At 55.9% G+C, this 16,807-nt stretch carries 11 protein-coding genes; 2 read left to right on the top strand and 9 right to left on the bottom strand.

Features of this window, described 5'->3' with window-relative positions; all coding sequences use genetic code 11:
* Window positions 1-8: 8 nt before the first annotated feature.
* Window positions 9-812, top strand: coding sequence for an indole-3-glycerol phosphate synthase TrpC (trpC, locus tag QVF59_RS05705; RefSeq protein ID WP_287877966.1), 804 nt, complete (start codon window positions 9-11; stop codon window positions 810-812).
* A 92-nt stretch (window positions 813-904) separates the two neighbouring features.
* Here trpC and QVF59_RS05700 read toward each other — a convergent pair whose 3' ends face one another.
* The gene (locus QVF59_RS05700; protein ID WP_159878030.1) at window positions 905-3,130 is read right to left on the bottom strand and encodes a patatin-like phospholipase family protein; all 2,226 of its coding nucleotides are present in this window, start codon (window positions 3,128-3,130) and stop codon (window positions 905-907) included.
* 190 nt (window positions 3,131-3,320) lie between these two features.
* On the opposite strand from QVF59_RS05700, the gene QVF59_RS05695 reads away from it, so the two are divergent.
* Complete coding sequence (locus tag QVF59_RS05695) at window positions 3,321-4,754, top strand: cyclic-di-GMP receptor FimW-related protein (RefSeq protein ID WP_287877965.1); 1,434 nt, start codon at window positions 3,321-3,323, stop codon at window positions 4,752-4,754.
* A gap of 93 nt (window positions 4,755-4,847) precedes the next feature.
* Here the strand turns inward: QVF59_RS05695 and QVF59_RS05690 are convergent, their stop codons facing one another.
* The 8 genes from QVF59_RS05690 to purF form a co-directional block, all read right to left on the bottom strand.
* Window positions 4,848-6,050: an acetyl-CoA C-acyltransferase gene (locus QVF59_RS05690; protein ID WP_287877964.1), complete on the bottom strand. Its 1,203-nt coding sequence runs from the start codon at window positions 6,048-6,050 to the stop codon at window positions 4,848-4,850.
* Between the two features lie 65 nt (window positions 6,051-6,115).
* Window positions 6,116-8,491 carry a 3-hydroxyacyl-CoA dehydrogenase/enoyl-CoA hydratase family protein gene (locus QVF59_RS05685; protein WP_287877963.1) on the bottom strand — a complete coding sequence of 792 codons (2,376 nt, stop codon included), beginning with the start codon at window positions 8,489-8,491 and terminating at the stop codon, window positions 6,116-6,118.
* A gap of 122 nt (window positions 8,492-8,613) precedes the next feature.
* Window positions 8,614-9,948 (bottom strand): OmpP1/FadL family transporter, encoded by a 1,335-nt coding sequence (locus QVF59_RS05680; RefSeq protein WP_159878032.1) that lies wholly within the window; start codon window positions 9,946-9,948, stop codon window positions 8,614-8,616.
* A gap of 173 nt (window positions 9,949-10,121) precedes the next feature.
* Entirely contained in the window at window positions 10,122-10,502 is a 381-nt protein-coding gene (locus QVF59_RS05675; RefSeq protein ID WP_159878034.1) for an acyl-CoA thioesterase, read from the bottom strand.
* Window positions 10,503-10,611: 109 nt separating this feature from the next.
* A complete protein-coding gene (locus QVF59_RS05670) occupies window positions 10,612-13,065 on the bottom strand; it encodes an acyl-CoA dehydrogenase (protein ID WP_287877954.1) in 2,454 nt (817 codons plus the stop codon).
* A gap of 26 nt (window positions 13,066-13,091) precedes the next feature.
* The gene (locus tag QVF59_RS05665; RefSeq protein ID WP_159880843.1) at window positions 13,092-13,733 is read right to left on the bottom strand and encodes a TetR/AcrR family transcriptional regulator; all 642 of its coding nucleotides are present in this window, start codon (window positions 13,731-13,733) and stop codon (window positions 13,092-13,094) included.
* 206 nt (window positions 13,734-13,939) lie between these two features.
* Window positions 13,940-15,124 carry an O-succinylhomoserine sulfhydrylase gene (locus tag QVF59_RS05660; RefSeq protein WP_287877952.1) on the bottom strand — a complete coding sequence of 395 codons (1,185 nt, stop codon included), beginning with the start codon at window positions 15,122-15,124 and terminating at the stop codon, window positions 13,940-13,942.
* 185 nt (window positions 15,125-15,309) lie between these two features.
* Window positions 15,310-16,807 (bottom strand): amidophosphoribosyltransferase (gene purF, locus QVF59_RS05655; protein ID WP_287877949.1); only part of this gene is annotated, 1,498 nt, incomplete at its 5' end.

Raw genomic sequence — 16,807 nt, 5'->3', positions numbered from 1 at the left:
CTTACAGAATGTCCGACATCCTCAATACCATTGTTGCCACCAAACATCAGGAAGTCTCTGCCGCCCTGCAAACCCGTCCGCTCAGTGTAGTACGTGAAGCGGCCGAAGCACGTCGCACTGACAAGCGTGACTTTGTTGCCGCCATGCGCGCCAAGCATGTACTGGGCCAGCCGGCGGTGATTGCTGAAATCAAGAAAGCCAGCCCCAGCAAGGGCGTGATCCGTGCTGACTTCAACCCGGCAGCCATTGCTGCAAGTTATGCCAGCGCTGGCGCAGCTTGCCTGTCGGTCCTGACGGACAAGCAGTATTTCCAGGGTGATGCCAGCTATCTGGAAGCTGCCCGTGCCGCCTGCCATCTGCCGGTTTTGCGCAAGGACTTCATGGTGGACGAATACCAGCTGTATGAAGCCCGCGCCATGGGGGCGGACTGCATCCTGCTGATTGCCGCCGCCCTGCCGCTGGTACAGATGCGTGACTTCGAAGCCCTGTCGCGCGAGCTGGGCATGGCTGTTCTGGTCGAAGTACACAATGAGGAAGAACTGGAACAGGCGCTGCAGCTGGATACCGAACTGATCGGCGTCAACAACCGCAATTTGCGCACCTTTGAAGTCAGCCTCACCACCACGCTCAAATTGCTGCCGGGTATCAGCAATGGTCGCATCGCCGTCACCGAAAGTGGCATCCTCAGTGTGGACGACGTACGCCTGATACGCAGCCACGATGTCCACAGCTTCCTGGTAGGAGAGGCATTCATGCGTCAGGACGATCCCGGCGCAGCGCTGGCCAACCTGTTCTTTCCTGCTGCACAGTAAATCAGACAATAAGCGACTGACTTACCGCAACTGCAACCCAAATAAAACGGCCACTGAAACAGTGGCCGTTTTGCTGTTCCAGACCAAGCAACTCAGTAATCCGCCCCCAGATACAGATAGCCACTGAGCTTGCCATTCCTGGCATTGCCTACGCCAAGAAAAAATGGCCCAAGTATGGTGTCTGCCGCCAGAAATACCGAGCCGGCAGGAATCCAGCCCGTATTACTACCATTGAACGGATTTCCCCATACTCTGCCAACCTCAGCCGACATCCCGGCATACAGTCCGCTTCCCAGCACCGAAGGCAGTGATGACGCCCGCCAGTACACCATCAACCGGGATAGCGCCACCTTCTCACCCAATAGCTCTCCCGCCTGATATCCGGTCAGATTCAGGAAACCACCTAGCGACTCCAGCCGGTAATCATCCTGCTTGCGATTGACAATGCCACGCGCCTTACCGGTAAGCCGGAAGGTAATATTCCCAAAAGTCTTGACCCCTTCCACGATCGCATCGTAATCACGACTGGCGGTATAGCTGCCCATTGCCGGCAGGGAGGATGTCAGCACCGTATTCATGAAATAACCCGAACGTGGCCAGCGCGGATTATCGAACTGATCGATCACCAACTTGCCACGTACGCCTGCGTAGCTGTGCGTGATGTTGTCCGACAGATACGAGAACTGTCCCTGGGATAGATAACTTTCAACCCGTGAATCAAACAGACCAATCCGGAACTCACCGTAACGCCCCAGAACGGTACCGACATCAGCATTCACCGAAGTTACATCATTACTGATTTCTGCATATTTGATGTGATTGTCATCATAAAAGGACAAGGGCTGCTGGTGATAGCTGATCGATGCTGCCGCAAACAAGGGACTGTCATAGGACCATGGCTGGTATAGCTCGGTTTTGAACAGCTTATTCTTGCCGATCACCATTTCATTGCGCCAGGAGCCACCCGAAGCATTCAGCCAGTTCCGCTGATGTGCAGCAAGGAAGCTAAAGCTGGAGTCTCCCGGCGTCGAGCTACTCAGGCTCAAGCCAAAATGCACCGTATTGGGACCTATGCTCTTTTCCAGTGGCATGACCGTCATGACATTGCGACCGCTACTGGCATCAAGTGAGTAGCTCAATTGGTCGTAATCGCCCGTGGCAAATGTGTCGCGCAATTTCTTGCGCACTTCACCGACCGCCTCATCTCCCTGCAATCCGGTAATACTTTTAGCCAGCCCATCTACATTGACAAAACGGCTACCGCTCTTAACTTGCACCTCATCCACAACTGGATAAGACGGCAGTTGAAGCCGTCTGCGCCAGGCGGTGTAACGTTCCGGACTGACAGAGAAACGGCTCAACTCTTTGGTCTGTGCAATCGCGGCCACAGTGCCGCGCTGGATGATCGCCTGGTTGTCGCCAAAGGCAGCAGAATTGTAACCATTCAGGTCTGGCCGGATCAGGACATCCCCCTTCTCCATCAGCGCCATCTGTTCTTTGACATTGCGGCCAACCATCAGATTGGAGGTCTGAGCCACCACATCAAACAGGCTGTTGATCTGATCCTTGGTTAGGGGGGGCGTTCCCACATCCACCACGATAAGATGCTGGGCGCACTGCCGTGCATCCTGGATGGGCAGATTACGGGCCAGACCACCATCCACCAGCAAACGACCATTGGTTTCCACCAGGTCGAACAGGCCAGGGACTGCCATGCTGGCACGCAGCGCCTCGGCCAGTGGTCCCTTGTCGAACACCACCGCCTCACCATTGGCAAGATCAGTGGCAACGGCACGAAATGGAATGGGCAACTGATCAAAAGAGTCGAGCTGCCGATCTCGGGTTAGTTTACGGATGAACATTTCGATTTCTTGCGAATTGATGGCACTGCGTGGCACACGCAGCTGACCATCCTGCAAACCGAAAGTCACGTCCAGATAGTTCTTGTAATCATCCCGCTTCTTGTCATAGGGGATATCACTTCTGGGCAAGCGACCGGACAACATTTGATCCCAGTTGGCATTTTTGAAATCCTCTGCCATTCGGTCCAAATCCATACCATTAGCATAAACACCACCAATCAGCGCCCCAGCACTGGTTCCGGCAATGCAGCGAATCGGGACATGCAGCCGCTGTAATTCACGCAGCACACCCAGATGGGCGAATCCACGTGCTCCACCTCCGCCAAGCACTACACCAACTCCCTCATCGGGACCTAGCTCCTCAGAGTGGGCTGACTGGCAGTTCAGTAATAGCAAGCTGCCAAGGAACAACATTCCCAGCAGGAAATCAGAAATTCTTTTTGCGCGAAAATGCATATTCAGTAAAAAAGGGAAATTTACTATTTCACCTAAGCATCACGGTGACGTAAGATATAGTGACATACATTCGACAAAACATAGAGCCCAATAAAGCTAAGGCACAATGTTCGATTTTAAATCTCTGGTCAGCTCCCTGCTCACAAAAAACTCCCTGGCAACGGGCATCGCACAATCTGCGACCTTGCTGGTGAGGGACCTGCCGCAGACTGAATACTTCACGGCACTTGTCGAAATCATCAAGGCCATCTCCAAGATCAACGCGGATACCGACATTCCGTTGAAGGAGCGCATCAAGACACTGGTCTATGTCGATGACAAGGCCCATAACATCCACCATCAGCTGTGCCAGGATTTCCTGGCCGCCACACCGGGCAGCAAAAACTACCTGCCCACCATTCTGGCCTTCTGGCACGAGCTTGCCAATGCATACCAGATTTGCCTTCGCCTGTATCAGGCTGCGCCAAACAATGCAATGGAAGCAGATATCCGGCTGATCACGGCACGTGGGCTACATCACCAGATGCGCCTGATCGCATGGAACTCCCTGCGCTACCTGAAGCCGGAAGGCTCGGTCTGGCAGCAGGGCTTCCGCTTTTACATGCAGGCTGAAGATGCGGGTGTGGCCCGTACACCGCTCATGCTGTATCCAGATGCCAAGGTGGAAGTCAGTTGCGAGCAATTGCTGCTGCAAGGCTGCATGTTGTACCTGGCACAGACCGACAACATGCTGCACCGGGAAATCATTGCAGTCGACCAGTTAATGATGCCGCTGAGCCAGGGAATTCACCTGGAAAAACAGCCGCCAGCGCAGGAGCCGGTGTTTGTCATCAATCTGAGCATGCCGGAACATCCACAACCCATCTTGCGTGGCATGGCGGGCAAGTGGCTACGCTACTGGTCCACCAATGATCTCACCAGCCGCCTGGCAGACCTGATGTTTGATCTGGATCGCTCGATTCCGCCGACTCTGCGGGCACTGGACGCAAAACTGGAGTGTGAGGAATGGCTTGCACTATGTGAAAAACTGGCCATCCGCTGGTCGGATGATGGTGGAAAGTCACTACGTAAATCCGAGCGCTCGCTGCACACCTCCTCTGCGCAAGTGACCATTGGTTTCGAACGCGTAGCCTTTGCTGTCAAAATCCAGGATATCGAAAACAACAGTAGCAACAATATTCAGGAATGGAAGGTCAACGACATCAGCAGCAGCGGAATGGGGCTGACCTTTGTCGGCAAGAGTGTGGAACAGTTGGCCATTGGCCGTATCGTACTGGTCAAGACTGAAAACCACCCCCTGTTGCTGGGTGCCATCCGCCGTATTCTGCGGCAGCAGAACGGCACCAAAGTCGGTATCGAAATCTTGGGACAAAGTCCGGTAGGTGTTTCATTGACCGAACCTGGTGGTGACCGTGAGCAGCCTACCACCGCCATCTACATTACCCAGCCCAACTCTCGCAAAGGACAGCGCTGGTTCCTGATGCCGAAATTACTCGCAGCCCCCGGCAAGGAGCAGATTCTGACTGCACAGGGAAAATCATATCTGATCAGGCTGAAAACCCCGCAGCAGGAGTTTGAAGACTGTAGCAACAGCGACTTTGACACGCTGTCAAAAGTGGATTGATCACGCCAACGCTGGCAGCGGCTTATCGACTACATCGTCATCACAATAAAAAACGCCCGCATATGCGGGCGTTTTCATGACAGCCGGATTGGCTTACAACACTTCGATAATGCCAGCTGCACCCATGCCGGTACCGATACACATAGTCACCATGCCATAGCCCTGCTGGCCGGCATTACGCATGCCATGTACCAAGGTAGCGGTACGGATGGCACCAGTAGCGCCCAAGGGGTGGCCCAGAGCAATCGCCCCGCCATGCGGGTTGATCTTGCTGGTATCCAGTGCCAGATCACGCGTCACCGCCAATGCTTGCGCGGCAAAAGCTTCGTTCAGCTCGATCCATTTCAGATCATCCTGCGTGATACCCGCTTGCTGGCAAGCAGCCGGAATGGCTTCTTTCGGGCCAATACCCATGATTTCCGGCGGCACACCCTTCACCGCAAAGGTGACATAGCGCGCCAACGGCACCAGGTTGAACTCTTTGAGTACCCGCTCGGACACCAGAATCACCGCGCCGGCACCGTCGGACATTTGCGAAGAGTTACCAGCAGTCACCGAGCCCTTGGCATCAAATACCGTCTTCAGCTTGGCCAAACCTTCCAGCGTGGTCTCGCGACGCGGACCTTCGTCGGTATCCAGCAACCTGGTCTTGCTGAGGACTTCGCCGGTTTCCAGATTCGGGGTACGGTAGGTCACTTCCAGCGGGGTGATTTCGCTCTTGAAAGCACCGGAATCAATGGCGGCAATGGCACGGCGATGCGACTCAACGGCAAATGCGTCCTGATCTTCACGTGACACACCCCACTGCTGCGCCACTTTTTCTGCTGTCAGGCCCATGCCATAGGCGATGGCATAGTTTTCGTCCTTGGCAAAGATTTCCGGGTTCAGCGATACCTTGTTACCCATCATCGGCACCAGCGACATGGACTCGGCACCGGCAGCAATCACCACATCAGCCTCACCCAGGCGAATGCGGTCAGCTGCCATCTGTACCGCATTGATACCGGACGAGCAGTAACGGTTGATGGTGATGCCACCCACGGTATTGGGCAGCCCTGCCAGCAACACGCCGATACGCGCCATGTTCAGGCCCTGCTCTGCTTCCGGAAAGGCACAACCCACCACGCAGTCGGAAATCAGTTTCGGATCCAGCGTCGGCACCTGGGCCAGCGCGCCGGTAATCACATGCGCCAGCATGTCATCCGGACGCACATGACGCATCATGCCACGCGGTGCCTTGCCCACCGGGGTACGGGTGGCAGCGACGATATAAGCTTCCTGTACTTGCTTGACCATTTTTCAATCTCCTTGCAGCCGACGGCTCCGCCCCTCGCGGCCGTCGGTCTGATGCATTGTTCGTATTAGTTGCGCAGCGGTTTGCCGGTGGTGAGCATGTTGGCAATGCGGTCCTGGGTTTTGGAATTTTGCAGCAGGGTCATGAAGGCCTTGCGTTCCAGATCCAGAATCCACTGCTCGTTCACCAGCGTACCGGCCTCAACATCACCACCGGTCATGACATCGGCGATTTGCGAAGCAATGAAGAAGTCATGCTGGGAGATGAAGTGTCCTTCCAGCATATTGATCAGCGAGCCCTTGATGGAAGCGGCACCAGAGCGGCCAGCCACCGGGAAGCCCTTCACTTTCAGCGGCGGGCGATAGCCGGATTCGGCCATGGCCAGCGCTTGCTGCTTGGCGACATACAGCAGTTCGTAAGCATTGAATACCACCGGGTCACCCTTGCGGAAGAAGCCGATTTCCTGCGCTTCCTGACCGCTGGTGGCCACCTTGGCAGTGGCAATGGCCATGAAGTAATCTTTCAGCGCAGCCAGCACATCACCCTTGGCTTCCTGTGCGGCACGCAGGGCAAACTCCTTGCAACCGCCACCGCCCGGCAGCAGGCCGACACCCACTTCCACCAGACCAACATAAGATTCCAATGCCGCAACGGTCTTGTCGCAGTGCATGGCGAATTCGCAACCGCCACCGAATACATAGCCCTGGGTTGCCGCCACGGTGGGCACCTGGCTGTAACGCAGGCGCATGGAGGTTTCCTGGAAGCGGCGCACGGTAGCGTCAATGGCAGCCCAGTCGCCAGTCATGAAGGCTGGCAGCATGGATTGCAGATCGGCACCAACCGAGAACGGCTCTTCGGTCTGCCAGATCACCAGCCCCTTGAAGCGCTGCTCTGCAATATCCAGTGCGGTGTTCAAACCGGTGATGACATCCGGGCCAATGGCATGCGCCTTGGACTTGAACGACACCACCAGGATTTCGTCACCCGTGGTGAAGGCACGTACACCGTCGTTTTCGAATACGGTTTCACCCAGCGGAGCAGCCACCTCACCCAGCACACGGGCCGGGGCCAACTGGCGCTGGTATACGTCCAGCGTGGAGCGGCCTACCAGGTTCTGACCTGCCGCATTGTAGGAGCCATCAGCAAAATGCACGCCGGCACGGTCGGCCTGCAATGCCCAGGCAGGCAATGCGGCACCGGACAAGGCCTTGCCTGCCTTGATGTCTTCATCAATCCACTGTGCTACCTGCTGCCAACCGGCAGCTTGCCAGGTTTCAAACGGGCCAACCGACCAGCCAAAGCCCCAGCGAATGGCAAAATCCACATCACGGGCGCAGTTGGCAATATCTGCCAGATGGTAAGAGATGTAATGGAATACATCGCGGAAGCAGGCCCACAGGAATTGCGCCTGCGGATGCTCACTCGCGCGCAGCTGACGGAATTTTTCGGCCGGGTCAGCAATTTTCAGGATGTCCTTGACCGCATCATCACCCTTTTGCCCGCCACCAACGTATTCGCCGCTGGCCGCGTCGAACACGAACATTTTCTTGCCGTCTTTCTTGTAGATACCAACCTTGGTCTTGGCACCCAGCGCACCAGCTGCAATAAGCTTCTGCAACCATTCCGGCGATTTGAACAAGGCATGCCACGGGTCACCCGGCAGCGTGTCGTCCATGGTTTTTACCACGTGGGCAAAGGTGTCCAGGCCTACAACGTCGGCAGTACGGAAGGTGGCAGACTTGGGACGACCCAGACGCGGACCGGTCAGGTCATCGACAATGTCAAAGCGGATGCCGAATTTTTCGGCATTGGCAATGGTTGCCAGCATGGAGAACACACCAATGCGGTTGGCAACAAAATTGGGGGTATCCTTGGCACGCACCACGCCCTTGCCCAGCACGGAAACCAGGAAGCGTTCCAGATTGTCCAGCATGCCCGCATCGGACGTCACGCACGGGATGATCTCGACCAGGTGCATGTAACGCGGCGGGTTGAAGAAGTGCACACCGCAAAAGCGCGGACGCACGGAATCGGGGCAGCTCTCAGCCAGTTTGTTGATGGACAGGCCGGAGGTATTGGTGGCGAAAATGGTGTGCTCGCCCAGATGCGGTGCCACCTTGTGATACAGGTCGGCTTTCCAGTCCATGCGCTCGGCAATGGCCTCGATCACAACGTCACAGTCTTTGAGCAGGTGCAGGTGATCTTCGTAATTGGCCGGCTCGATATAAGCCACGGCATCCTTGTTGGACAGCGGGGACGGCTTGAGCTTTTTCAGCCCGTCCAGTGCTTTGAGCACGATGCCGTTCTTGTTGCCTTCTTTGGCGGGCAAATCAAACAGGATGGTCGGCACTTTGGCATTGACCAGATGAGCGGCAATCTGCGCACCCATCACGCCAGCACCCAGCACTGCCACCTTGCGTACATTGAACTTGGTTTGAGACATGGTTTCCTCGTTATGTTGAAACTCATCAATCATGGGGCAGGCCCCTCATGCCTGCCTTGCTGTCGGGGCATGACCGTCACACGGCCATGCCCCTGCCACGCCCCTAAACCATTACTGTCTGTTTAGAAGCTGTAGTTGTACTGCAGACCAAGGAATTGCAGATTGGTCTTGTAAGAACCGGTTGTGGTTTCGCCGTTACCCGTGCAAGTTGTCGAGGTAGACGAGCAGTTGTCGGTATAGTTGACGTTGGTATTCTTGAAGAACACATAAGAATAGGCAAAATCGATCGAAGACTGCTTGCTCAGCTTGTAGTTGGCACCAAAGGACAACCAGTAGCGGTCGCTATCCGGCAGAGCAGGATGGGTCTCATCCGTATTTTTGACCGGGGACTGGTCCCAGGCGATACCGGTACGCAACAGCAGATTGTCGCTGTAGTGATAATTGGCACCCAGCGACAGCTTGAAGGTATCGCGCCAGCCTTGCTTGATCACCAGATCACCCTCACCTGCCTGGCTGAACTTGATATCGATCTGATCCAGACGAGAATGACGAGTCCAGGTCAGATCGGTCATCAGATCAACCTTGTCATTCAACTTGTGGAAAGCATTGACCGAAACCGACTCAGGCGTATCCACGGTGACAGAACCATCGGAATTCACGTGGTGGTAGGTATTCTGAACAAACTGGAGCACTGCACTGTTGGTAATGGTGCTCAAATCCCAGTAAGCCTTACCATCCAGTTTCTGACGGATATTGGAACGGTAGGCCACGCCAAAACGGGTAGCCTCATCCAGCTGATACATATAACCCATATTGAAACCGAAACCCCAGCCGTCAGCACTGAGAGCAGCATGGCCATCGGCAGCACCTACAGCTGACAAATCCACAGCCTTGCTCAAATAGGCTTTCATATACTGGGCAGACAGACCAAAGCCAAAGGCATGATGGTCATCCAGCTTGTAAGACACCGACGGGTTGAAGTTCAGCGTATCCAGCTTGATGCTTTCCAGCGCGTAACGACCGGCCCAGGTTTCGCCATAATTCAGATCCGTACCATACGGGACGAATATGCCCAGACCAACCGTCCACTTGTCATTAACCTGATGTGTTACGTAGAACGACGGGGCCACCACATAGTCCGGCGCATAGCCGCTAGCGCTACCGCCACCTGTAGAAGCGCCGGAGTGTTTTTTAGAGCCGTTATCGGTATAGCTGGAATCCGGAACAACCAGGGTCAGGCCACCGGAGATATTGTCTCCAGTCAGTCGCGACATGCCTGCCGGGTTATAGAAGATGGTGGAAGCGTCATTGGCTTCTGCGCTATTGGCAAATGCCGTACCTTGCGCGGAAACGCTTTGCGAGCCGAAGTGGTAACCGGAAGCCAGTGCTGTGGAAGAGAACGCCCCGACGGCAACTCCCATCAGCATCACGGATTGGCTGAGGTGCTTGAGTTTCATGTGTCATCCCTCTCTGCGAATATATCTGTATGTAGTCCTAGTCGCTTTTTATGTCCGTATTACTACGGATCAAATTGGATACTACCAGAGAATCTAAGCATGTCCACCAAAATAAGAGCGTTTGTTCCAAACGATCGTTTTACACAACAAACAAGCAACAAATACTCTTAAATTCAACCAACTTCTGCCAAGTTTCGCGATTTACCGTCAACATCAATTGCCACAAAAGTGGCTATCACTTCAGTGACAAACACAAGCTCGCCATCCAGCCGTTCTGCTTCCACCGATATCTTCAAGGTTACCGACTTCTGTCCTACACGCAGCCTTTCCACATAGAGATTGACTACATCTCCCAGCAGGATGGGATGAGTGAACTGGAATGCATTCACCGCCACCGTCGCCACCGGCCCCCGCGCCAGGCGCTCTGCATCCAGACTACCTGCCATATCGATCTGCCCCATCAGCCAGCCTGCCTGTACGCGCCCGTAGGCATTGGTGGCGGTTGGCAGAGCACGTACCCGCAACGTGGGCAGGCGAGGTGAATTGGAATCCATGTGGTACTCCTGGTGAGCAATCGCTTAGCCAAGCCGCCGTCGCACAGCAGCTTGACTGAACGGCCGGATGGAAAACCACCCGGCAATGCATTCAGTCTAGATAATCAGTTTAGAAGATGTGCCGCTTCAGTAGTGCCGCATCGTGCTGCTCAAGCGCCATGTCGAAATCATCTACCATGATGACATCACGCTTCAGCTTACGCGCCCGCGTTACCGCATCGAATTCGGCTTGCGTCACCAGACCTGCACGCAAAGCCTCTCCCAGACGCTCTTTGGCGGTAATTGTCTGGAACTTGCCCTCGCGCACCAGCTTGCGCAGCTTCTGCTCAAGCGGCTCGGTAGCCAGAATCGCCGTCAGCGCATGCTGCAGAACACCAACCGCATCATCTTCGGAAGGCGGCACATACATGCCGTGCGTCAGTCGCTCGCGCATACCACCCGGCTCCATCATGGCTCGTGCCACCTTGGTGCCAATGCGGTCGGATGCCGGCTTCAGCGTCAGCCCCCACGGGAAGATGATCTTGCGCAACACCACAGCCAGACCACGGCTGGGCAGGTTGGCCAGGAAGCCGTCCATGGCCTGCTGCAAATCAAACAGCGCATTTTCAACAGCCCAGCTCAGTACGGCCAGGTCTTCCTTTTGCGCGCCTTCACGCTCGAAGCGCTTGAGGCAAGCCGTGGCAATGTACAGATTGGACAGCATGTCACCCAGACGGGCCGACAGTTTTTCACGGAATTTCAGCGAACCACCCAGGCTGAACATGGCCATATCGGATAGCAAGGCAAAGGCACTGGAGAAGCGGGTGATCTGCTTGTAATAAGGTGCAGTGGCACCACTGCGTGGCGCACCGGCAAAACGCGCACCGGTCAAGCCCAGCCACAGCGAACGGAACACATTACTGATGACAAAGTTGATGTGACCGGTAATGGCACGATCAAACTCGGCACCATCATTGGCCATGGCTGCCTTCATTTCACGCAGCACAAAGGGATGACAGCGGATGGCACCCTGACCATAGATGATCATCGAACGGGTGAGAATGTTGGCACCTTCTACCGTAATACCGATCGGAATGGATTGATAGGCACGGGCCAGATAATTGCGCGGGCCCAGCACCACCGCCTTGCCACCATGGATGTCCATCGCGTCATTGATGGTTTTGCGCATGCGCTCGGTGTTGTGGTACTTGAGCACGGCGGACAGCACGGATGGCTTTTCGCCCATGTCCAGACCGGTCAGCGCCAGATCCTGGGATGCCTCCATCTGATAGGTGTAGCCGCCAATGCGGGCCATGGCTTCGTCCACGCCTTCGAATTTGCCAATGGGCAGACCAAACTGGTCGCGAATACGGGCATAAGCACCGGTGGTGAAGGTTGTCACCTTGCCGCAGGCCACCGACATGGCCGGCAGGGAAATGCAACGACCAACCGACAGACACTCTACCAGCATGCGCCAGCCCTGACCGGCAAACTCGCGCCCGCCGATGATCCACTCCAGCGGAATGAACACATCCTTGCCCCAGGTTGGGCCATTCATGAAGGCAGCACCACCCGGAAAGTGGCGGCGACCGATACATACGCCTTCATGCTCGGTAGGAACCAGTGCGCAGGTAATGCCGATTTCTTCCTTGTCACCCAGCAGGTGATCCGGATCGTACATCTTGAATGCCAAGCCCAGAATGGTGGCAATAGGTGCCAGGGTAATCCAACGCTTTTCCCAGCTGACGCGCAGACCCAGCACATTTTCATGGTGCTGGCCAGTACGCGGATCGGTATAGCTACCACGGCAGACAATGCCGTAGTCAGGAATGCTGCCAGCATCAGAACCAGCATATGGGCTGGTCAGGGCAAAGCAAGGTACTTCCACGCCCTTGGCCAGACGCGGCAAGTAGTAGTCTTTTTGTGCTTCGGTACCGTAGTGCTGCAACAACTCACCCGGACCGAGCGAGTTGGGCACCATGACCGACACCGCTGCAGAGCCGCCACGGGTGGCAATCTTGGTTACCACCTTGGCGTGGGCATAGTTGGAGAACTCCAGGCCGCCGTACTTCTTCTTGACGATCATGCCCAGAAAGCCGTTGTCCTTGATGAACTGCCATACTTCCGGCGGCAGATCCTTCAGTTCATGCGTGATCTTCCAGTCATCGATCATCGCGCACAGCCGTTCGGTCGGACCATCCAGAAACGCCTGTTCTTCCGCGCTCAGTTTTGCATCCGGAAAAGATAGCAGGCGCTGATAATCCGGCTTGCCGGAAAACAGGTCTCTATCCCACCACACCGTGCCGGCATTGATTGCCTCCTGCTCGGTCTGCGACATCGCCGGGGTGATCTTCTTGAAGATACCAAAAACCGGACCAGTAAAAACGGCACGTCGCAGCGGCACGACGTTCAGCACCACGGCGAAGAGTGCAAACACGCCCCAGGCAATGGTGGAAACCGGGCAGCCAAACGCAAATTGCAGGCTGGCAAGCCAGGCAGCCAGCCCCACAGTCCACGCCAGCACCGGCGCGCGATAGTACGCCAACGCACCGATCAGTGCGATGAGAAGAACAGCAGCAAACATTGTGAATTACCCTCGTGTTGACCCTGCTAACCTTCGACAGGCGAGACCAACCCGGCAACCACAAATGGCACAAGATACTTCACGATCATGTCAGGATCCCTGGCGGAAACGATCTGGCTGCGGGTGAAGATTTTCAGCACATCATTTCCGGCAAAGGCGTTGAACATGACACTGAATGCGAAGTGCATCCTCCAGGCCAGCTCCTCCACCCCAAGCTCTGGCAGCGCATGATGAAATGCGCGCGAGTAGCGTTGCACGAACACACTGTATTGCTGAGAGATGGTTTCACGCAGCAGACGGTGATTTTCCACCAGCGTGCGCGACAGAAGTCTGACAAACAGGGCCCCGCCCCTCGCAGGGTCCTTGGACAGTGCCAGACACGGACGGATAAACGTCGTGACCAGCCCCTCCACCGACAGCTTCTCTTCTCTTGTCTCCAGCTCATCCAGTTCCGCCAGGCAGGACGCAATCAAGGGCGCCAGCCTGCGCATGAACACGGCTTCAAACAGTGCATCCTTTGAGCCGAAGTGATAATTCACCGCAGCCAGGTTGACTTCGGCCTGCTGAGTAATCATGCGAAGCGAGGTAGCCTCAAAACCGTGCTCCACGAACAGCCGCTCGGAAACGTCAAGAATGCGTGTTGCCGTATCCGGGCGGCTGGCTTCCATGTTCTCTTGTGCCTTTTTTGTACTTGCAGAGTATTTAGTCTTGTCCATCTCAGCTTTCGAACAAGCGTTTCAAACTTACGTTTTAATTTGATCAGTGTCAAGAACATCCTCCTTACTGCGTGGATGGATTTCCAGTACACCATCGCGAAAACGGCAGTCTAAAGTCTAGACTGCCGTTCGTTTGAATGAAACGCAGGTATCAATATTTAGTCAAGCCCACGTGCCAGATCGGCCTTCAGGTCTTGCACATTCTCCAGGCCCACGGCAACGCGAATCAAGCCCTCTTCGATGCCGGCTTTCTGGCGCACCTCCGCTGCCACTCGCGCATGCGTGGTGGATGCCGGGTGGGTAATTGTACTCTTTACATCACCAAGATTGGCAGTCCGTGAAATCAGCTCTACGCCATCCACCAGCTTCCATGCGCCAGCTCGACCGCCCTTCACTACAAAAGACACCACCGCACCACCCGCTTTCTGCTGACGTAGCGCCAGCTCATGCTGCGGATGACTGGGCAGGCCCGGGTAATAGACACGTTCGATGGCCGGGTGCGCCTCCAGCCAGCACGCCAGTTCCAATGCATTGGCGCTGTGCTTGTCCATACGCAGTGCCAGGGTTTCCAGACCAGAGAGCAACACCCAGGCATTGAACGGTGCCAGCGTCGGACCTGCCGTACGTACATGCAGATAAACCTGCTCCACCAGCGCATTGCTGCCGACCACCGCGCCACCCATCACCCGGCCATGGCCATCGAGATACTTGGTTGCCGAGTGCATCACCAGATCAGCCCCCAGTTTGAGCGGCTGCTGCAAGGCTGGCGAGCAGAAGCTGTTATCCACCACCAGCAAGGCATGGTGACGATGTGCAAGGTCGGCAATGGCCGCGATATCCGCAATCTCAGTGAGGGGATTGGAGGGTGTTTCCAGGAAAAACAGCTTACTGTTGGGCTTGGCCGCAGCTTCCCAAGCGGCCAGGTCGCGCGCATCGACAAAGGTGGTTTCCACGCCAAACTTGGCCAGCAGGCCGGCAAACAGATTGGTGGTGGAGCCGAACAGGCTTTGCGAGGAGACAATATGATCGCCGGCCTTGAGCAGGCTCATCATGATGGCCTGAATGGCAGCCATGCCGGTGGCAGTCGCGATAGCCCGCTCGCCCCCCTCCATCAGTGCCAAGCGTTGCTGGAAGGCGCTGACGGTGGGGTTGGTAAAGCGGGAATAGGTATACCCTTCGATCTCTCCCATAAACATGGCAGCAGCCTGCTCTGCCGACTCGTAACAGAAGCTGGAAGTCAAATGCAGCGCCTGGCTGTGTTCGCGATATTCGCTGCTCTCGCGCCCGCCACGGATCGCCAGTGTTTCCGGATGGTATTGCAGGGGGTTGTTTTCAACTGACATGATGATTCTCGAATCTTGTTATCGGCCGCAAGCCACCATGGCTTGCCACCGCCTTGTGCAGGCTATCTTGCCTGATCAGTACCCATTATCTAAATGAAATTGCGGCATAACGATGTCAGCCGCTGGCGCTATACCCGGACTGCCATAAAAAAAACCGGCCGAAGCCGGTTTTTTCTGAGCCTGATTTACATCAGGTTTTGCTCAGCCACATTCAGATTCAAATCGATCATCTGGGTGCTGACCGGGTTTTCCTCTTTATTGTCAGCTCCGCGCGCGCACTCGATGGCATCCAGATAAGCGGCGGTGATATCGCCGGTAATGTACTTGCCGTCGAAGCAGGAGGTTTCAAACTCGTGCAGTTTCGGATTGACCGAGTGCACGGCTTCCTGAAGAGCGGACAAGTCCTGGTAGATCACCGCATCCGCACCGATTTCGGCCGCGATTTCCTGCTCGGTCCGACCGGTAGCCAGCAGCTCGGCGCGGGTTGGCATGTCGATACCGTAGACATTGGGGAAACGCACCGCTGGGGCTGCTGAAGCAAAGTACACCTTGCGGGCACCCGCATCACGCGCCATCTGCACGATTTCCTTGGAGGTAGTGCCACGCACGATGGAGTCGTCCACCAGCAGCACATTGCGGTCCTTGAACTCGCAGGCAACCGGATTCAGCTTCTGGCGAACCGACTTCTTGCGCACTGCCTGGCCCGGCATGATGAAGGTGCGGCCGATATAACGGTTCTTGATGAAACCTTCGCGATACGGCAAGCCCAGGCTGTTGGCCAGTGCCAGTGCGCTGGGGCGGCTGGTATCCGGAATCGGCATCACCACGTCGATATCCAGTTCCGGCAGTACCCGGCGGATTTTTTCGCCCAGCTTCTCCCCCATCACGATGCGCGACTGGTAGACCGAAGCGCCGTCAATGACCGAATCCGGACGGGCAAAGTAGACATACTCGAACAAGCAAGGCGCGTGGCGTACTTCCTTGGCACACTGGCGGGCATGGAAATCACCATCGAAGCTGACGAAAACAGCTTCACCCGGTTCCACATCGCGCAGGGTGCTGAAACCGGAGCAATCCAATGCCACCGATTCGGAGGCAAACATGTACTCGGTCTTGCCACTACCGTTGGTACTGCCGATGACCAGCGGGCGGATGCCATTGGGGTCGCGAAAAGCCACCAGGCCATAACCGGCAATCAGCGCCACCACTGCGTAAGCACCACGCACGCGGCGATGTACCGCCTCAACGGCGCCGAAGATGGCATCCACACTCAGCTCAAAGCCCACCACACGCTCTGCCAGTTCATGGGCAAACACGTTAAGCAGGACTTCCGAGTCGGAATTGGTGTTGATATGACGCAGGTCGTGACGGAACATATCCGCCTTGAGTTCGTCGGTATTGGTCAGATTGCCGTTATGCGCCAGCACGATGCCGAAGGGCGAGTTGACATAGAACGGCTGGGCCTCGGCCAGACTGGAAGCAGAACCAGCCGTCGGGTAGCGCACGTGGGCGATACCGGCATTGCCCATCAGCGAGCGCATGTTGCGGGTGCGGAAAACGTCGCGCACCATGCCGCTGCCCTTGTGCATGTGAAAGGTCTTGCCACTGGAGGTGACAATACCCGCCGCATCCTGCCCACGGTGCTGCAGCACTTGCAGTCCGTCATACAACAACTGGTTGACG

This window comes from Aquitalea sp., from assembly GCF_030150775.1.
GTDB lineage: Bacteria > Pseudomonadota > Gammaproteobacteria > Burkholderiales > Chromobacteriaceae > Aquitalea > Aquitalea denitrificans.
Note: the sequence above shows the minus strand (reverse complement) of the source record. Positions and strands in the feature narration are given on the sequence as shown.